Annotated in this window: 10 protein-coding genes; 9 read left to right on the forward strand and 1 reads right to left on the reverse strand. The window is 46.0% G+C overall.

The window, feature by feature from the left end; all coding sequences use genetic code 11:
- From B9J84_RS15190 to tldD, 9 genes are all read left to right on the forward strand, one after another.
- The coding region (locus B9J84_RS15190) for a DUF6701 domain-containing protein (protein WP_404207566.1) at positions 1-4,285 on the forward strand (4,285 nt) is incomplete at its 5' end.
- A 170-nt stretch (positions 4,286-4,455) separates the two neighbouring features.
- Positions 4,456-5,499 (forward strand): rod shape-determining protein, encoded by a 1,044-nt coding sequence (locus B9J84_RS15195; RefSeq protein WP_013857874.1) that lies wholly within the window; start codon positions 4,456-4,458, stop codon positions 5,497-5,499.
- 51 nt (positions 5,500-5,550) lie between these two features.
- Positions 5,551-6,438: a rod shape-determining protein MreC gene (mreC, locus tag B9J84_RS15200; RefSeq protein WP_013857873.1), complete on the forward strand. Its 888-nt coding sequence runs from the start codon at positions 5,551-5,553 to the stop codon at positions 6,436-6,438.
- Complete coding sequence (gene mreD / locus B9J84_RS15205) at positions 6,428-6,916, forward strand: rod shape-determining protein MreD (protein ID WP_013857872.1); 489 nt, start codon at positions 6,428-6,430, stop codon at positions 6,914-6,916. Before mreC ends, mreD begins: the two co-directional genes overlap by 11 nt.
- Positions 6,913-7,479, forward strand: a complete 567-nt coding sequence (locus B9J84_RS15210; RefSeq protein ID WP_026027832.1) for a nucleoside triphosphate pyrophosphatase — start codon at positions 6,913-6,915, stop codon at positions 7,477-7,479. The genes mreD and B9J84_RS15210 overlap by 4 nt, the downstream gene beginning before the upstream one ends.
- A 22-nt stretch (positions 7,480-7,501) precedes the next feature.
- Entirely contained in the window at positions 7,502-8,971 is a 1,470-nt protein-coding gene (gene rng / locus B9J84_RS15215; RefSeq protein WP_017047090.1) for a ribonuclease G, read from the forward strand.
- A gap of 10 nt (positions 8,972-8,981) precedes the next feature.
- A complete protein-coding gene (locus B9J84_RS15220) occupies positions 8,982-12,866 on the forward strand; it encodes a YhdP family protein (RefSeq protein WP_094124492.1) in 3,885 nt (1,294 codons plus the stop codon).
- A gap of 10 nt (positions 12,867-12,876) precedes the next feature.
- Positions 12,877-13,710, forward strand: coding sequence for a carbon-nitrogen hydrolase family protein (locus B9J84_RS15225; RefSeq protein WP_094124493.1), 834 nt, complete (start codon positions 12,877-12,879; stop codon positions 13,708-13,710).
- Positions 13,707-15,152 (forward strand): metalloprotease TldD, encoded by a 1,446-nt coding sequence (tldD, locus tag B9J84_RS15230; RefSeq protein WP_013857867.1) that lies wholly within the window; start codon positions 13,707-13,709, stop codon positions 15,150-15,152. The genes B9J84_RS15225 and tldD overlap by 4 nt, the downstream gene beginning before the upstream one ends.
- 117 nt (positions 15,153-15,269) lie before the next feature.
- Here tldD and arcA read toward each other — a convergent pair whose 3' ends face one another.
- Positions 15,270-16,490 carry an arginine deiminase gene (gene arcA, locus B9J84_RS15235; protein ID WP_094124494.1) on the reverse strand — a complete coding sequence of 407 codons (1,221 nt, stop codon included), beginning with the start codon at positions 16,488-16,490 and terminating at the stop codon, positions 15,270-15,272.
- Positions 16,491-16,639: the final 149 nt, after the last annotated feature.

The raw sequence follows: 16,639 nt of genomic DNA on the forward strand, positions 1-16,639 counted from the left end.
TACCTGTAGCGGTAATGGTCAAGTGACGTTAAATGATGGTGATGTGATTGTCGCCGATGTTGACTCAACACTGATCGCCAATGACGGTTTTTATTTGATTAATAACCAAGTGGGTAACGCATCAAATAGGATAAGTCTGCAAGCGAACTACGGAGCGATAGCCAGCCAAGGCTCTCAAAATACGATTTATGGGGATGTTTCAGCCAACAGCAGCAACGTAACTTTCAATAACACCAATTTAATTGGTAATGTTACGACGGGAGGAAACGTCACTATCAACGGTGGTAGCGTGCAGGGTAATTTAACCAGTAATGATCAAACGGTTGTTATTACTGGAGCAAACGTGGTTGGTAATATTACGGCGCAATCAGGCATTGTCATTACAGGAAGTGTGTATAGCGGCAATATTACGATGACCTCTAATAACTCTGTGACGTTTAATTCGGTGGATATGACTTCCGGTTCTGTATCAGGGGCAAGTCATTTCACGGCAAACAATAGCCAGCTAGGAAGGCCTGATTCTCAGGTCAATATCAGTACTACCTCTAACGATATCACCTTAAATGACTCAACGGCTTATGGTGATTTTAATGCGGCAATTAATAATGCTGGTGGCCAAGTTAATGTCAACAATAGTTCAATTACTGGTACATGTTCCCCCATATCTAATCCATTGAATGCTTGTGATCCCTCTCCTGTAGCGCGCTATCATTTTGATGAAGTGCAATGGAGTGGGGCTGTCAATGAAGTCAAGAATGCGTTTGGCTCTTCTCTTAACGGCCGCGCAATGAATGGTGCGCTTACCAGCTCTCAATCACCGGCGCTACCCGCCAATATTAATAATTACGGTACTTGTGGTTATGGCGAGTTTGTTGCCAACCAAAACCAATATGTACAAGTGGCTCATGATAGCCAGTTATCCTTCTCGGACCAGCTAACGATATCTGCGTGGGTGTACCCCGTCAGTCGCCCGGCGAATGGTGGCTTGCATACCATAGTGGCGAAAGATACTAACTACGAATTCCACCTTGATAGCCAAGGGCGAGTTTTTTGGTATTGGGAGAGAAGTTCTGGCGGTGCCAATACATTAACCACATCCAATGTTATTCCGCTAAATACTTGGACTCATATCACCATTCGCTATAACCGCTCAGCAAGTAGTAATGAGAGACAAAAAATCTATATTAATGGTGTGGTTGCGGCGACAAACAGCGATAATCAACCACTCAAAACCAATACAGTGAATTTAGAGATTGGTCGAGATTACAATTCCGACAACAGAACTTTCTCCGGAAGGCTTGATGAGGTGGCTATTTATAATCAAGCTCTCACTGATAGTCAGATTGTCAATCTGTATAACGAACGTCATCTGTGCCAAAGTTCAGGGCTGCAATGTTTTAGCGATGATTTCCAAAGTCAGCCATTGGATGAGCAGTGGCGAGTATTCAGTAGCAGTGGTAACTTTACGCCTTCAATCACCAATAATCGCATGCGATTAACACAAGCGGTGCAAAACCAAGCCACCGCTTCAACATTCCAACGCATTTTCCCAGCGGCAGGGAACCGTGTAGAGGTTGAATTTGACTATTTTGCCTATGGCGGTAATGGTGCTGATGGGGTGGCGATTGTTTTTTCTGATGCCTCTGTCACTCCTCAAGTTGGAGCATTTGGTGGTCCTTTAGGTTTTGGTTATAAAGTCAATGAGCAAAAACCCGGATTTGCGGGCGGCTGGTTAGGCATTGGATTGGATGAATATGGTAATTATTCGATTGAAGGTGGCGGGAATGGTCCAGGCCGCAGGCGGCAAGCTGTTGTATTAAGAGGTTCTGGTTCTGGCTATAGCGGTTATAACTATTTAGCAGGCACGTGTAATAACGGCACAACCAATACCAATGGAGATTGCCTAAATCCGAGGGTAGACAATACCAATGGTAATCCTCAGCACCGCTACCGAATTGTTATTGACTCAACTCAAGCTTCAACGTCGCTGGTGACCGTAAGCCGTAAAGTTGGAACTGACAGTTGGAAAACTTTAATTGGGCCAGTTAATGTGATGTCATTTGCGGCGCAACAAAATGTTCCTACGGATCTGTTTATGTCCATCACAGGTTCTACAGGCTCTTCGACTAATAACCATGAAATTGATAATTTCGAAGTCTGTGCGCTCAATTCTCGTCCAGTTGGTGAGCAAATTAATCACTTTCGCATCTCTTTGCCAGCACAAGGTTTAACTTGTGCAGCCTCTGACGTGTCTGTGACAGCGTGTGCCGATGAAAATTGCAATAACTTATTTACCGATCCGGTTATTGCTTATTTAGTCCCTAACTCTCTACCTAGTGCAACGGGCGGTTGGGTGAATGGTTCAACTATCTCATTTAGCAATGGGGTTGGTAACACCCAACTTAGGCGTAACAGCGCAGGTAATGTCACCGTTGATGTTTCTGGTTCCGTTCCCACCGCTATGTCTTTCAATAACACTTTATGCAGCCACAATGGGAATGCTGGCCCCTTTTTGGCCAGTAACTGCACGATGAACTTTGCTGACAGTGGCTTCATTTTGGATGTACCTAATTCCTATGCCAATCAATCGGTAACTGGGACCATTAAAGCGGTACGAAAAGATAACGCTTCACAACTGTGTTTGCCTAGTTTTCAAAATGTACAGAAACCCGTTTCCTTTTGGAGTGATTACTTGAGCCCTAATGGGGGACAAGGTTTTAGCGCTTTATCGGTTGGTGTGAATAGTGTGACGGTAGGGCAGTCATCCAATACTGCGATGCCAGTGGTGCTCAATTTCAACCAAAATGGTGAGGCGAGCATTAACGTATCCTATCGTGAGGCTGGTAGCCTGGCTTTGAATGCCCGTTTAACGGGAAGTGGTGATGAGCAGGATTTGCAACTAACAGGTCAAACGACTTTTATACGAGTTCCTCGTGCTTTAGTGCTCAGCGCGACTAGCTATTATGGTGTTAGTGGAGCGTGTCCTAATGCCGATATTAGCTGTGATATTTTTGCTAGGGCGGATGAAAACTTTAATCTCAATATCAAAGCGGTTGCGGAGGCACCGATTGAGGATAATGATTTTACTAACAATTTAGGCGTGACAAATTATCAACAAGCAAACATTGAGCTTAAACATACTCTAATCGCACCAGCGACAGGCGTGCCCGGTGCTCTCGGCGAAGTTGAATATGATCACCAATTAGGTAGCTCGACGACTGTACAACAAAGAGTGAGTGAGGTTGGGGTGTTTGATTTCTCGCTGAACGCGCCAACGACGTATCTTGGACTCGATTTAGCGAGTGAGAATCTGCCGATTGCCGTTGCCTCAACGGGCCCGATAGGTCGTTTTATCCCAGCCTATTTTTCTCCTTCTTCGGTGGTGACCAGCTTACAGGCTGAGTGTGAGGTGACTTCTCCTAATGACGAATCGTTCAGTTATTTAGGACAACCGTTTGGATATAAAGAAAATCCGGGTATTTACTTACACCCAAAATCCGCGTCAGGCAGTGAAACGGTCAATTATTTCGACAGTGCTTGGTGGCGTTATGATCGGCAGTGGGACAATCGAATATATAACGATACTGTGAATAGTTTACCAATCAGCTTTGATAGCGATTTGACGAGTGTGAACCGAGTCAATGGCGTTGATTCTCGCATTGAACTCTCTGGGGAGATATTGATCTACCAAAAGCCACCACAACCAATAGTGCCTTTTAACAGCAAGTTAGATCTTACCCTCTTGGTATCCGATCTTACAGATCTTGATGGAGTTTGCTACCGCGAAACAGCCAGCAGTCCTTGCATAGACTATACGATTACAGATATTGATGATGAGATGAAATTGCGCTGGGGAAAACTGGTGATCCACGACACTTATGGCCCAGAAACGAGTGCGTTAAGTCAGCCAATCACGAGTGAATACTTCACTGCCAATGGCTTTGTTACCAATAGCTTTGATAGCTGTACAAGGTTACCAGATCTTGCGAATTTCACTTTAACGCCGACCGATCTAACTTTAGGTTCCGGTGGGGCTCCTGAAGTTTATCCTACTTTAGTCAGTCAAACGCTCGCTTTGGGTGCCGCGAATATCAACTTTACGGCTCCGGGAGCGGGTCATCAAGGATTCATTGATACTTTGCTTGATCTCAATGCTCATGGGTTGCCTTGGTTGCGTCCCTACAATGATCAAAATAGCGCGTTTGAAAATGAAGTCTCAGGCCGAGTACAGTTTGGATTGTACCGAGGCAGCGACCGGGTAATCTGGTGGCGTGAAAAAAATTAACCGGATAATTCACACAAATTCATGGAGATTTTTCTACCTAAGTTAGGAATCTGTTAGAAATTGCGTGTTTCAGTCCATGTTTATGCGTCAACGCCTTGCTGTGATCGCAAGGCATTGGTACATTTAGTGCAATTTTCTATCTTCTAATTCTTGCAGGACGAGCGAAGAATATGTTCAAAAAACTGCGTGGCATGTTTTCCAACGATCTATCGATCGATTTAGGTACCGCCAATACTCTTATATACGTTAAAGGACAAGGTATTGTCCTCGACGAGCCTTCCGTTGTTGCTATTCGCCAAGATAAAGGTCGTGGTGGAAAAAGCGTTGCTGCTGTCGGTCATGCCGCTAAGCAGATGCTTGGTCGTACGCCGGGGAATATTTCTGCAATTCGTCCTATGAAAGACGGCGTGATTGCGGATTTCTACGTGACCGAAAAAATGTTGCAACACTTCATCAAGCAGGTACATGACAACAGTGTACTCAAACCAAGCCCTCGCGTTCTGGTGTGTGTGCCTTGCGGCTCCACCCAAGTTGAACGCCGTGCGATTCGTGAATCAGCACTCGGTGCTGGCGCGCGTGAAGTGTATTTGATTGATGAGCCTATGGCGGCGGCCATCGGTGCTGGTCTGCGTGTTTCTGAACCTACGGGGTCAATGGTGGTCGATATCGGTGGTGGTACGACTGAAGTCGCCGTTATTTCCTTGAATGGTGTGGTTTATTCTTCCTCTGTGCGTATCGGCGGTGACCGTTTTGATGAAGCGATCATCAATTATGTGCGTCGTAACTACGGCAGCTTAATCGGTGAAGCGACCGCAGAGAAAATCAAACATGAAATTGGCTCGGCTTACCCCGGCGATGAAGTGATGGAGATTGAAGTTCGTGGTCGTAACCTTGCTGAAGGGGTTCCTCGTAGCTTTACTCTTAACTCCAATGAAATATTAGAAGCACTGCAAGAACCGCTTTCCGGTATTGTTTCTGCGGTGATGGTTGCGCTTGAACAGTGTCCGCCAGAGCTTGCTTCTGATATCTCAGAAAATGGTATGGTATTAACCGGTGGTGGAGCGCTGCTCAAAGATATCGACCGCCTCTTGACCGAAGAAACGGGAATACCAGTCGTGGTTGCCGATAATCCTCTAACCTGTGTTGCCCTTGGTGGCGGTAAAGCGTTGGAAATGATCGATATGCACGGTGGCGACCTATTTAGCGAAGAATAATGGCTTTGGGAGCCGTAAAGCTCCCATCATGACATCTAGGATTTTTATAGAATGAAGCCAATATTTGGTCGAGGACCATCTCTTCAGCTACGTCTCTTTTTTGCCGTGATTTTATCAGCCAGTCTTATGCTGGCTGATAGTCGTTTAGGTGCTTTTTCCAACGTTCGTTTTTTTCTTAATAGCTTAGTGGCTCCCATTCAATACATGGCGGATTTACCGCGCAGCATGTTTGATGATCTGTATGAGCGATTCGCCACTCATCAAAAACTGATTGAATCGAATCAACGTTTAAAACGAGAAGCGATCACCTTGAAAAGTGATTTGATCTTGTTTGATCAATACCGCGAAGAGAACCAACGGTTACGTAAATTGCTTGGATCTTCTTTTGTTCGTGATGAAAAGAAGGTTGTCACTGAGGTGATGGCGGTCGATACCTCACCTTATCGTCATCAAGTTGTGATTGATAAAGGGCGAACGGATGGCGTTTACGAAGGGCAACCCGTTATCAACGACAAAGGTATTGTTGGCCAAGTGACTTTTGTGGCGGCGCATAACAGCCGGGTGTTGTTGCTGACTGACACCAATAGTGCGATTCCAGTGCAGATTATTCGTAATGATATTCGAGTGATTGCTTCAGGGAATGGCCAGGTGGATCGTATTCAATTGGAACACATTCCCACCAGCACTGATATTGAAGTGGGTGACTTGCTCGTCACATCAGGTTTAGGGGGCGTATATCCTGAAGGTTATCCTGTCGCACACGTTTCGGTGGTCGACAAAGATACCCAGCGTGAATTTGCGTCGATCACCGCCGATCCCGTGGTGGATTTTGATCGTCTACGCTATTTGCTGTTGATCTGGCCTAACGAAGATAGGCAGCAGAAAGTATTGCAAGTTACGCCAGAGAAAATGTTAGAGGAAGCAACCGATGGCCAGTAGTGTCGTGAAAAGTAAATTGGTGATTGGTGCATCATTTCTCTTTGCTCTGGTTTTACAAACTATCCCTTGGCCGGGTGAGCTGGATCTATTGCGCCCATCGTGGTTACTGCTGGTGACATGCTATTGGGTTTTAGCGTTGCCGCATCGAGTCAACGTAGGGTCGGCTTTGATCCTTGGTTTGTTATGGGATCTGCTGCTTGGTTCAACATTGGGCATTCGTGGCATGATGATGGCCATTGTTGTCTACTTAGTGGCGATTAACTTCTTAGTGCTGCGTAATATGGCGTTATGGCAACAAGCCGTAATCATTGGCGTGTTATCTATGTTGCTTGAAGTGTTGATCTTCTGCGGCGAATATTTAATTCAAGATGTGACATTTAACCCGCTCTCGCTATGGGTTGGTATGATCAATTGCATATTATGGCCTTGGATGTTCCTACTGCTTCGTCGTGTGCGACGCCACTGGCATCTTAGATGATGAATAAAAAAATTGTATTAGCTTCTGGCTCGCCAAGAAGACGAGAATTACTGACTCAACTGGGTTATCAGTTTGATATTGTGGTGCCCAACGTTGAAGAGTGCCGTAATGAGCATGAAGCCCCAGCAGTGTATGTTGAACGTTTATCACGTGATAAAGCACTGGCTGGTGTTGCTTTATCCAACCCTGCTTCGATAGTTATTGGGTCTGATACCATAGTCGTGCAAGGTGAAACAGTACTTGAAAAACCCGCTGATTTTGCTCAAGCACAACAGATGTTACGCAGCCTATCTGGTACAAAACATCAAGTGATGACGGCCGTAACCGTAGCAACACATGATCATTCTAAATCCGTCGTGGTAACTACGGATGTATGGTTTAAACCTTTGTCAGATGAAGAAATAGAACAATATTGGCAATCGGGTGAACCTTGCGATAAGGCTGGCAGTTATGGCATTCAAGGATTGGGTGGACGATTTGTAACGAAGATCGAAGGCAGCTATTACGCTGTTGTAGGATTACCATTATTCGAAACTGACCAGCTCTTGCACGAATTTATATAATTAAAAACATTGAGGTGTACTCATGAGTGCAGAGTTGCTACTAAACGTCACCCCGAGTGAAACTCGAGTGGCGATGATTGAAGGCGGAGTTCTTCAAGAGGTCCACATTGAGCGAGAAGCGAAACGCGGCATTGTGGGCAATATTTACAAAGGAAAAGTCAGCCGAGTTCTTCCCGGAATGCAGGCCGCCTTTGTCGATATTGGTTTAGACAAGGCCGCTTTTCTTCACGCTTCTGACATTGTTCCTCATACTGAATGTGTGGCTGAGAACGAAAAACAGCAGTTTCAAGTTCGTGATATTTCAGAGCTAGTTCGTCAAGGCCAAGATATCGTGGTGCAAGTGGTCAAAGATCCATTAGGCACTAAAGGCGCCCGTTTAACGACAGATATTACCCTACCTTCGCGCTATCTCGTTTTTATGCCCGGCGCAAGTCATGTTGGTGTCTCACAACGCATTGAAAGTGAATCAGAGCGTGATCGTCTCAAAAAAGTCGTGGCTCATTATTGTGATGAGCACGGTGGGTTCATTATTCGTACCGCCGCTGAAGGGGCTGATGAGAAAGAGCTTTCACAAGATGCCGCCTTTCTTAAACGGCTATGGCTGAAAGTGTTGGAGCGTCGAGTTAAATACAAAACACGCTCGACACTGTATGGCGAATTGGGTTTAGCTCAGCGTATTTTACGAGATTTTGTCGGCACCGATTTGACGCGAATTTTAGTCGATTCACGACTTGAATTTGAGAACCTCAAAGAGTTTACCTCAGAGTTTGTGCCTGAGTTAACCGATAAGCTTGAACTGTATGAAGGTGACAAGCCTATTTTTGATATGTACGACACCGAAAACGAGGTTCAGCGTTCTCTCGAGCGTAAAGTGGAGCTCAAGTCTGGTGGATACCTTATCATCGACCAAACCGAAGCCATGACCACGATTGATATCAATACTGGCGCGTTTGTTGGCCGTCGTAACCTCGAAGAAACCATTTTTAATACCAATGTTGAAGCGACTCAAGCCATTGCCCGTCAGTTACGTTTGCGCAACTTAGGGGGCATCATCATTATTGATTTTATCGATATGATGTCTGAAGAGCACCGTAAGCGAGTGCTCAACTCCTTAGATGCTGCACTGGTTAAAGATCGCGTCAAAACGAATATTAATGGTTTTACGCAGTTAGGCTTGGTGGAGATGACGCGTAAGCGCACCCGTGAAAGTATTGAACACGTGTTATGTTCAAGTTGTCCAACCTGTGAAGGCCGCGGCAGTGTGAAAACCGTTGAAACCGTCTGTTTCGAAATCTTACGTGAAATCACGCGTGTCAACCGTGCTTACGATGCGGATAAATTTGTGGTTTACGCATCCCCTGCGGTGGCAGAAACCTTGCAAGGTGATGAGTCTCATGCTCTTGCTGAGTTGGAAGTGTTTATTGGAAAAGAAGTGCGTATCCAAGCGGAGCCACTTTATATTCAAGAACAATTTGACGTTGTGATGATGTAGTAGGGCTTTTGTGATCTCAACTTTTACGCGCCTTTGGCGAATAGTATTGTGGTTTATCGTTAGCGTGCTAGTGGTGCTGGCTGTTGCTGTCACCACCTTGCGTGTGTTTTTGCCACAAATGAATCGTTTCCAAGGCGAAATACAAACGTTGATCAACCAAAATTCAGGTTTTGAATTTGAATTAAGTGAGGTCACTGGTTTTTGGCGTAATACTCACCCGTCAATTGCACTTAAGGGGCTAAAAGCAAAGCTACCTGATGGATCGCAAATTCACTTTTCTGCGCAGCAAATCGATGTTGAATTTGACCTCATTCAGTCAATACTGCAAATGCAACCTGTGGTCGCGGATCTCAGTATTCATCAACTCAAATTGGATATTCGCTCGGTAAACTGGCTTGAGCTACAGGCTGAAGATAACCAACAGAGCCGCACACAAGGCAATGTCATTCAACGTTTAGACAACCTACTGTTGCGGCAATTGGATGATTTTGCGCTACTCGACTCGACGGTTTTCTATCAATCTGTCGCGGGGGAGATTCGCCAGTTAGATATTGAACGTCTTCGGTGGAAAAATAACGCTCAGCAACATAAAGCTGAAGGCGTGGTGAGCATCGCTGATACCAGTATTAACTCTCTGTTAGTGAGTGCTAACTTTGAAGATCATGGTTCACTACGCGATATTTCAGGTCGCTTCTATGTTAGCGCTGACAATATCAAAATAAACCCGTGGTTGACTCGTTATCTCAAAGACGAAACCGGCATTAAGAAAGGACAGGTGAGTTTTAATGCATGGCTGACCTTAGAACATAACCAACCCAAAGATGGCTATGTCGAACTTAAGCCCTCTGAACTGGTTTGGGGTGAAGAGCGTCAGCATGAACTGTTGTTAGAGTCGGGAATCATCAAACTGTTACCTATTGAACAAGGATGGCAAGTTAACGCTTACTCACTTCAGTTGCGCACGGATGACGAAGTGTGGCCTAAACTTGATGTCGCGTTTGAATGGCAACCGACGCAATGGCGTTTGAACTTGTCGCAGTTAGACATAAAAACTTTGCTTCCCTTTGTGAAAATGATGCCCGATTCCAGCAAAACGAACGAGCTTTTGCAGCAATTGGATTTTGGGGGAACCCTAGAAGATATTCGGCTCAGCAAAGGAGATAGCCTGCAATCGCTTCGTTATTCTGCCGAACTCAGTGATGGCGCCATGGCGCAATGGCAGTTATTGCCACAAGTACACCATCTCAAAGCCTCCATTGCAGGTAGCATGGAGAGTGCCCGCGCCAAAGTAACGCTGATTGATGACGTGTTACCTTATGGTGATGTTTTCCAAGCACCATTGAATATTCGTCAAGGTGAAGCCGATGTTGTGTGGCAAAAGCAAGACGATGGCTGGTCATTGTGGGCCAGTAAAGTGACTGCGGCGACGCCTGACTTACAAGTGCTTGGATCATTTCGTCTCGATTTTCCTGAAAAACGCAGCCCTTTACTTTCATTTTATGCGGAAGCGGACTTATACAATGCAGGTGAAACTTGGCGTTATTTGCCCACCTTAGCATTGGGGCGCAAGTTAACAGACTATCTCTCCACTGCGATTCAAGGCGGTAAAGCCAACACCGCTAAACTGCTTTGGTATGGTGAACTTGGCGATTTTCCCTACCAACAAAACAATGGCGTATTCCAAGCTTGGGTTGGTTTAAAAGAGGCGAAATTTAGTTTTGATACGGCGTGGCCGCCGATCACCAATTTGCAACTCGATCTGCTGTTTGAAAACGATGCGATGTACCTTGATTCACACTCTGCGACCTTAATGGATGTCACTGCTCAGCGGATCACAGGGCGAATACCTGAACTAGCCGAAGGTGGACACATCGAAATCGAAGCCAGTGCAACAGCCCAAGGCAATGCCGTACGCGACTATATGACCTCAACGCCTTTAGTGGATTCGGTAGGAGCGGCGTTAACGGCGATCCAAGTCAGTGGCGAAGTGCAATCTGAATTTCAGCTTCGTATTCCTTTTGATAGTGAGCAGGAACCCCGAGCGTGGGGGTGGGCGAATTTAAATAATAACCACGTGGAAATTGATGCACCGCCAATGGTGCTTGAGGGTGTCTCTGGCAAAATTGAATTTGATAATGACGTTGTGACGGCAGCTGGTTTGTCGGCGGATCTGCTGACTCAACCGATCGCGATTGATTTTAAAGGTGAAAATGCCAGCCAAGGTTATGCGGTGAATATTGATGTGGTGGGAGACTGGGATATTAAACCCCTGACGCCTTTTGTCGGTGAGCGTTGGCTAAACCGTTTAAAAGGGCATGCTCCTTGGCAAATGGGCGTTGATATTCAGCTCAATGATGTCGGTTTCACTTATCAAATCGACACCTTAGCCGATTTAAAAATGGTAGAAAGTGATTACCCTTACCCGCTAAAAAAAGCCTTCAACGTGGCAGGCAAAGCCCACTTGCAAGCGTCGGGTAACCAAGAGTCGATCACCGCTCGTCTACAATTACCACAAGCGAAATACCAAGCTGAAATCGATATCACATCGAAAAAACCACGCCTGACGGCCACCAATCTCATAGTAGGGAGCGGCAATTTCAAAATCAGTCCAGTGGTTGGCCACCATGCGCAGATCCGCAGCGATACCTTTAATTTGGATGAATGGTTGAGTTTGGCCAACGAGCCTCAGCCGAAGAAAAAATCAGCTCTAGCGGAGATGAATACTCCCGAGATCCCACCACCAGAGAGAGTGGACATCAACGTCAAAGCACTTCTACTAGCGGGAATTGAATGGCACGATGTTGATTTTAATGCCAGACGTAAAAATCTCGGTTGGTACGCACAGCTCGAGAGCCAAGAAGCAAAAGGTCAAGCGAGTTATATTGAACCTTATGATTTGTCCGTCTCGCTTGAACGTTTGCACGTTTACATTCCTGAGCTGGAGGACAGCTCCAAAAAATCACTGTTGGTTGATCAAGATCGCCAGTCTGAGCCGCTTATTACTGATTTTGACCGACAGTTTCATCGATTGGTGCCAAACTTAACTTTGGCCATTGATGATCTTTGGTTGCAGGGTTACAAGGTGGGCAAGATGAATATGGACTTCCAACGGCAAGGTGATACTTTGCAATGGAAGAAGATTGATATCAGTAGTGGTTCAAACCAAGTCAATATCAGTGGTGCTTGGACGTTGAATAAAGACGCACAAGGTGATGAGCGTAGCCATACCCAACTGAATCTCACCATGAAAGGTGACAATAATAGCGATTTGATGGAGCGCTTTGGCATCAGCTCCGGTATCCAAAGAGCGCCATTTGAAATGTCGAGTCAAACCGAATGGGATGGCGCGCCTTGGTCAATGAAGATCGACAGCTTAGAAGGCAAGATAGAGACTACTATGGGTAAAGGGGTAGTTTCTGATGTCAGCGGTGCCGCTCGTTTACTCGGATTATTCAGTTTAGATTCCATTATCCGTAAAATGCAGCTCGATTTTAGTGACGTGTTTGATAAAGGAATGGCCTTTAACTCAATTACGGGCAGTGGTGAAATTTCGCAAGGGATTTTTGTTACCAACAACATCAAAATGGATGCTGTTGCCGGTGAAATGACCATTAAAGGCTTAGCGGATCTCAATAGCCGTACTGTTGATGCTGAGGTGAATTTTGTACCAGACATTACATCAGGAATTCCCGTCTTGACGGCTTTTGCGGTGACGCCGCAAACAGCGCTGTATGTCCTCGCTATTACGACCGTGATTGCACCTGTGGTTGAGGTCTTTACCCAAGTCAATTATGAGGTTAAAGGACCAATTAATTCACCGGTTGTTAAAGAGCTTTCACGTAGTAGGGGCGAGTTTAAATTGCCAGAAAAGTTGAGAAAATTGACTGAAAAATAGGGAAGTAGGCATGGATCGCGTTGGACTTATTCAAATGACGTCAAGCTCTGAACCTGCGCAGAATTTGGCCTATATCGAACAGCAAGTGTCACTACTTGTGGCGCAAGGTGCGAAGTGGATTGTCACGCCGGAAAATGCACTGGTGTTTGGTACGCGGCAACAGTACCACCAACATGCCGAGCCATTGGGGCAAGGGCCCTTGCAGAGCCAATTGTCTGCTATGGCTAGCTTTCATCGGGTATGGCTGTTGGTGGGCAGTATGCCTATCCGTCGTGAGGTTGGGGTAACGACTACCTCCTTGCTGTTTGACGCCAATGGCGATCTTGTCGCGCACTACGACAAATTACACATGTTTGATGTAGATGTCGCTGACGGCCACCAGCGCTATCGAGAATCGGAAACTTTTACCTGCGGCACAAAGCTGAGTGTTGCGTCGACGCCATTTGGTCAAATTGGCCTTTCCATCTGCTATGATGTGCGCTTTCTGCACCTCTATTCCCAATTAAGAATGCAGGGTGCTCAGATATTAGTGGTTCCTGCGGCCTTTACGGCGGTGACCGGAAAGGCACATTGGGAAGTCTTGTTAAGAGCCCGAGCGATAGAGAATCAGTGTTGGATTGTTGCGGTTGGGCAAACTGGGCTTCATCCATGTGGGCGCGAGACATGGGGTCATTCGATGGTCATCAGCCCGTGGGGTGAGGTTATTGCAAGCTTAAACCAGCAAGTGGGGAATTTAGTCGCCGATATTGACTTGGCTTACGTTGAGCAAGTTCGACAAAAAATGCCCATTGCTGCACACACCCGATTCACCAATCAGTTTATAGATAATAAGAGCAAACTATGAGTATTAACCGCATTGAAGATGCACTATTAAAACCTGCAGGATTAACCGAGCAAGATATTGCGGATACACTAGCGACAATTGCCACTCGTCAAATTGATTATGCCGATATCTATTTTCAGTCGAGCTGGCATGAATCTTTAGTGCTCGAAGACAGCATTATTAAAGACGGCTCATTTAATATCGATTGCGGTGTTGGTGTGCGTGCCATCACAGGTGAAAAAACGGGTTTTGCTTATTCAGATCAAATCCAACTAGAAGGTTTGAAACAGAGTGCAATAGCCGCACGAGGCATTGCGCAGCAAGGTAAAAGTGGTTGTGTTCAAGCCTTTAAACGTAGCGATAATCAAGCCTATTATGCGGCGGATAACCCACTAGCCAGTTGGGAAAAAAAGCAAAAAACAGAATTACTGCAAGAGCTGGATGCTTACATTCGTACCAAAGAGCCGTTGATCCAAGAAGTCTCGGTGAGCTTAAGTGGTGTGCATGAACAGATGTTAGTTGCTGCAACCGATGGGACTTACGCAGGCGATATCCGCCCGTTGGTCCGTTTGTCGATCAGCGTGTTAGCACAAAAAGGTGATCGCCGCGAGCGAGGCAGCTCTGGTGGTGGTGGTCGTTTTGGTTATGACTTTTTCCTCACCGAACAAGATGGCCGTAAAGTTGCGTTTCAGTTTGCCGATGAAGCTATCCGACAAGCCTTAGTCAACCTTGAAGCTGTCGCAGCTCCCGCTGGCGCGATGCCTGTTGTGCTCGGTTCTGGTTGGCCGGGCGTCTTGCTTCACGAAGCGGTAGGGCATGGCTTAGAAGGTGATTTTAACCGCAAAGGATCTTCTGTTTTCTCCGGTAAAATTGGCCAGAAAGTAACCTCAACGCTTTGTACGATTGTTGACGATGGCACACTGAAAGATCTGCGTGGCTCGCTCAATGTCGACGATGAAGGTGTCAATGGTCAATACAACACCTTAATTGAAAATGGCGTGTTGAAAGGCTACATACAAGACAAACTCAACGCACGTTTGATGGGGGTGAATCCTACGGGTAATGGGCGTCGTGAATCGTACGCACATTTACCGATGCCGCGCATGACCAACACTTACATGTTGCCGGGTGAACATACGCCAGAAGAGATCATTTCAACAGTGAAGAAAGGCGTTTATGCGCCCAACTTTGGCGGTGGCCAAGTGGATATCACCTCGGGTAAATTTGTGTTCTCTGCCTCTGAAGCCTATATGATTGAAAATGGAAAAATTACTTATCCAATCAAAGGTGCAACCTTGATCGGTTCTGGCATTGAGGCAATGCAACAAGTCTCGATGGTGGGTAACGATTTGAGCCTTGATCGCGGCGTTGGAGTGTGCGGTAAAGCAGGACAAAGTGTGCCTGTTGGAGTAGGGCAACCTACGCTTAAGCTAGATTCGCTCACTGTTGGTGGCACCGAATAACGTTGTTACTCGCTCAGAGCTGACGTGGTTTGTATCGCGCAGCGTAAGCAAATAAAAAGCGGCGTTTTGATGCGCCGCTTTTTTATCTCTTTTATTCACTGCGTTGAATTGAGAAGGTTAAATATCATCTCGCTCGATCGGGCAGCTCATGCAGCGCGCGCCGCCTCGGCCTCGGCCGAGTTCATTGCCGGGGATGGTTAATACTTTGATGCCCGCCTTATCGTATTTCTCGTTAGTGTAGACATTGCGCTCGTAGCCAATCACAACTCCGGGTTTAACCGTTAGCACGTTGTTGGCGTCATTCCATTGCTCGCGCTCAGCCTCATAGCTATCACCACCAGTGGTGATGATTTTGAGTTTGTCCAAACCTAACGCGCGTTCAATCGCATTAACGTAACTTGGCATTGAATCGACGTTCATCCCGCCATCGCCTTTCGGCGTTAAACGCCATGTTTCTAAATCATGACGCATAATTTCGGGGTAAACAGAAAAGGTGTCGACATCCATATGTGTCATCACAGTATCTAAATGCATACAAGAGCGGTGTTTAGGCAGGTTAACGGCAATCACCTCTTTGGCCTGCTCATGTTTAAATAAACTCGCAGCAAAATTTTCTACCCCTTGCACAGTCGTGCGTTCGGAAATACCAATCAACACCGCACCTTTACCGATCACCAGTACGTCGCCCCCTTCAATATTGGCATTATCGTAGTGCAGATCTTCATCACCGAAATACTTGATAAAACTCTCTCCTGCAAATACAGGATGCCAACGATAAATGGCGCGTAAATGGTTGGTTTCACGTTGGCGTGCTGGTTTCATCATCGGATTAAGCGATACGCCGCCATACACCCAGCAAGAGGTATCGCGGGTAAAGAGATGATTGGGCAACGGCTCAATCACAAAATCTAACGGACGATGCATTTTAGGTAGTATCGAAGAGGAGTGGATGGGCAGTTCGGAATAAGCAAGACCACCGAGTAGCAGAGTGGCGAGGTGTTCGTTATCCATGTCAGCTAAATAGCAGCGCAGATCGCGCGCCAAAGTGGGACCATAGCGAAAATCAGAAATTTGCGTATCGAGCAACCACGCTTTGGCATCGGCAACGGCTAAGGTTTCGACTAAGAGATCATGCAACAACAGCACTTCAACATCTTGGTCCTTCAATGTGTTGGCAAAGGCATCATGCTCTTTTCCTGCATCTTCTACGGCAAGCACATCATCAAATAACAGTTCATGACAGTTCGACGGTGTGAGATGAGTTAAGGCACGCTCTGGCCGATTGAGTAATACTCGGCGCAGTTGCCCAACTTCAGATCCAACGTACAGCTTATTCATTTTGTATCCCTACTCTTATTTCTCATGTTCTTTATGACAAGCTTAAGCGATCGATGCAAGTCTACTTAGTGGTGATATTAGCTGTTATTTTGTGAACTTATAGTTTTGTATGCTTAAAAGTGTGTGCTTATTAAAAAATAACTCCAAAA

It is taken from the genome of Vibrio sp. V03_P4A6T147 (assembly GCF_002241085.1).
Classification (GTDB): domain Bacteria; phylum Pseudomonadota; class Gammaproteobacteria; order Enterobacterales; family Vibrionaceae; genus Vibrio; species Vibrio anguillarum.

Bases quoted from the DNA above. Each gene is read 5' to 3' on its own strand.
- B9J84_RS15195 (WP_013857874.1), top strand. From the start codon at position 4,456: ATGTTCAAAAAACTGCGTGGCATGTTTTCCAACGATCTATCGATCGAT.
- mreC (WP_013857873.1), top strand. From the start codon at position 5,551: ATGAAGCCAATATTTGGTCGAGGACCATCTCTTCAGCTACGTCTCTTT.
- mreD (WP_013857872.1), top strand. From the start codon at position 6,428: ATGGCCAGTAGTGTCGTGAAAAGTAAATTGGTGATTGGTGCATCATTT.
- B9J84_RS15210 (WP_026027832.1), top strand. From the start codon at position 6,913: ATGATGAATAAAAAAATTGTATTAGCTTCTGGCTCGCCAAGAAGACGA.
- rng (WP_017047090.1), top strand. From the start codon at position 7,502: ATGAGTGCAGAGTTGCTACTAAACGTCACCCCGAGTGAAACTCGAGTG.
- B9J84_RS15225 (WP_094124493.1), top strand. From the start codon at position 12,877: ATGGATCGCGTTGGACTTATTCAAATGACGTCAAGCTCTGAACCTGCG.
- tldD (WP_013857867.1), top strand. From the start codon at position 13,707: ATGAGTATTAACCGCATTGAAGATGCACTATTAAAACCTGCAGGATTA.
- arcA (WP_094124494.1), bottom strand. From the start codon at position 16,490: ATGAATAAGCTGTACGTTGGATCTGAAGTTGGGCAACTGCGCCGAGTA.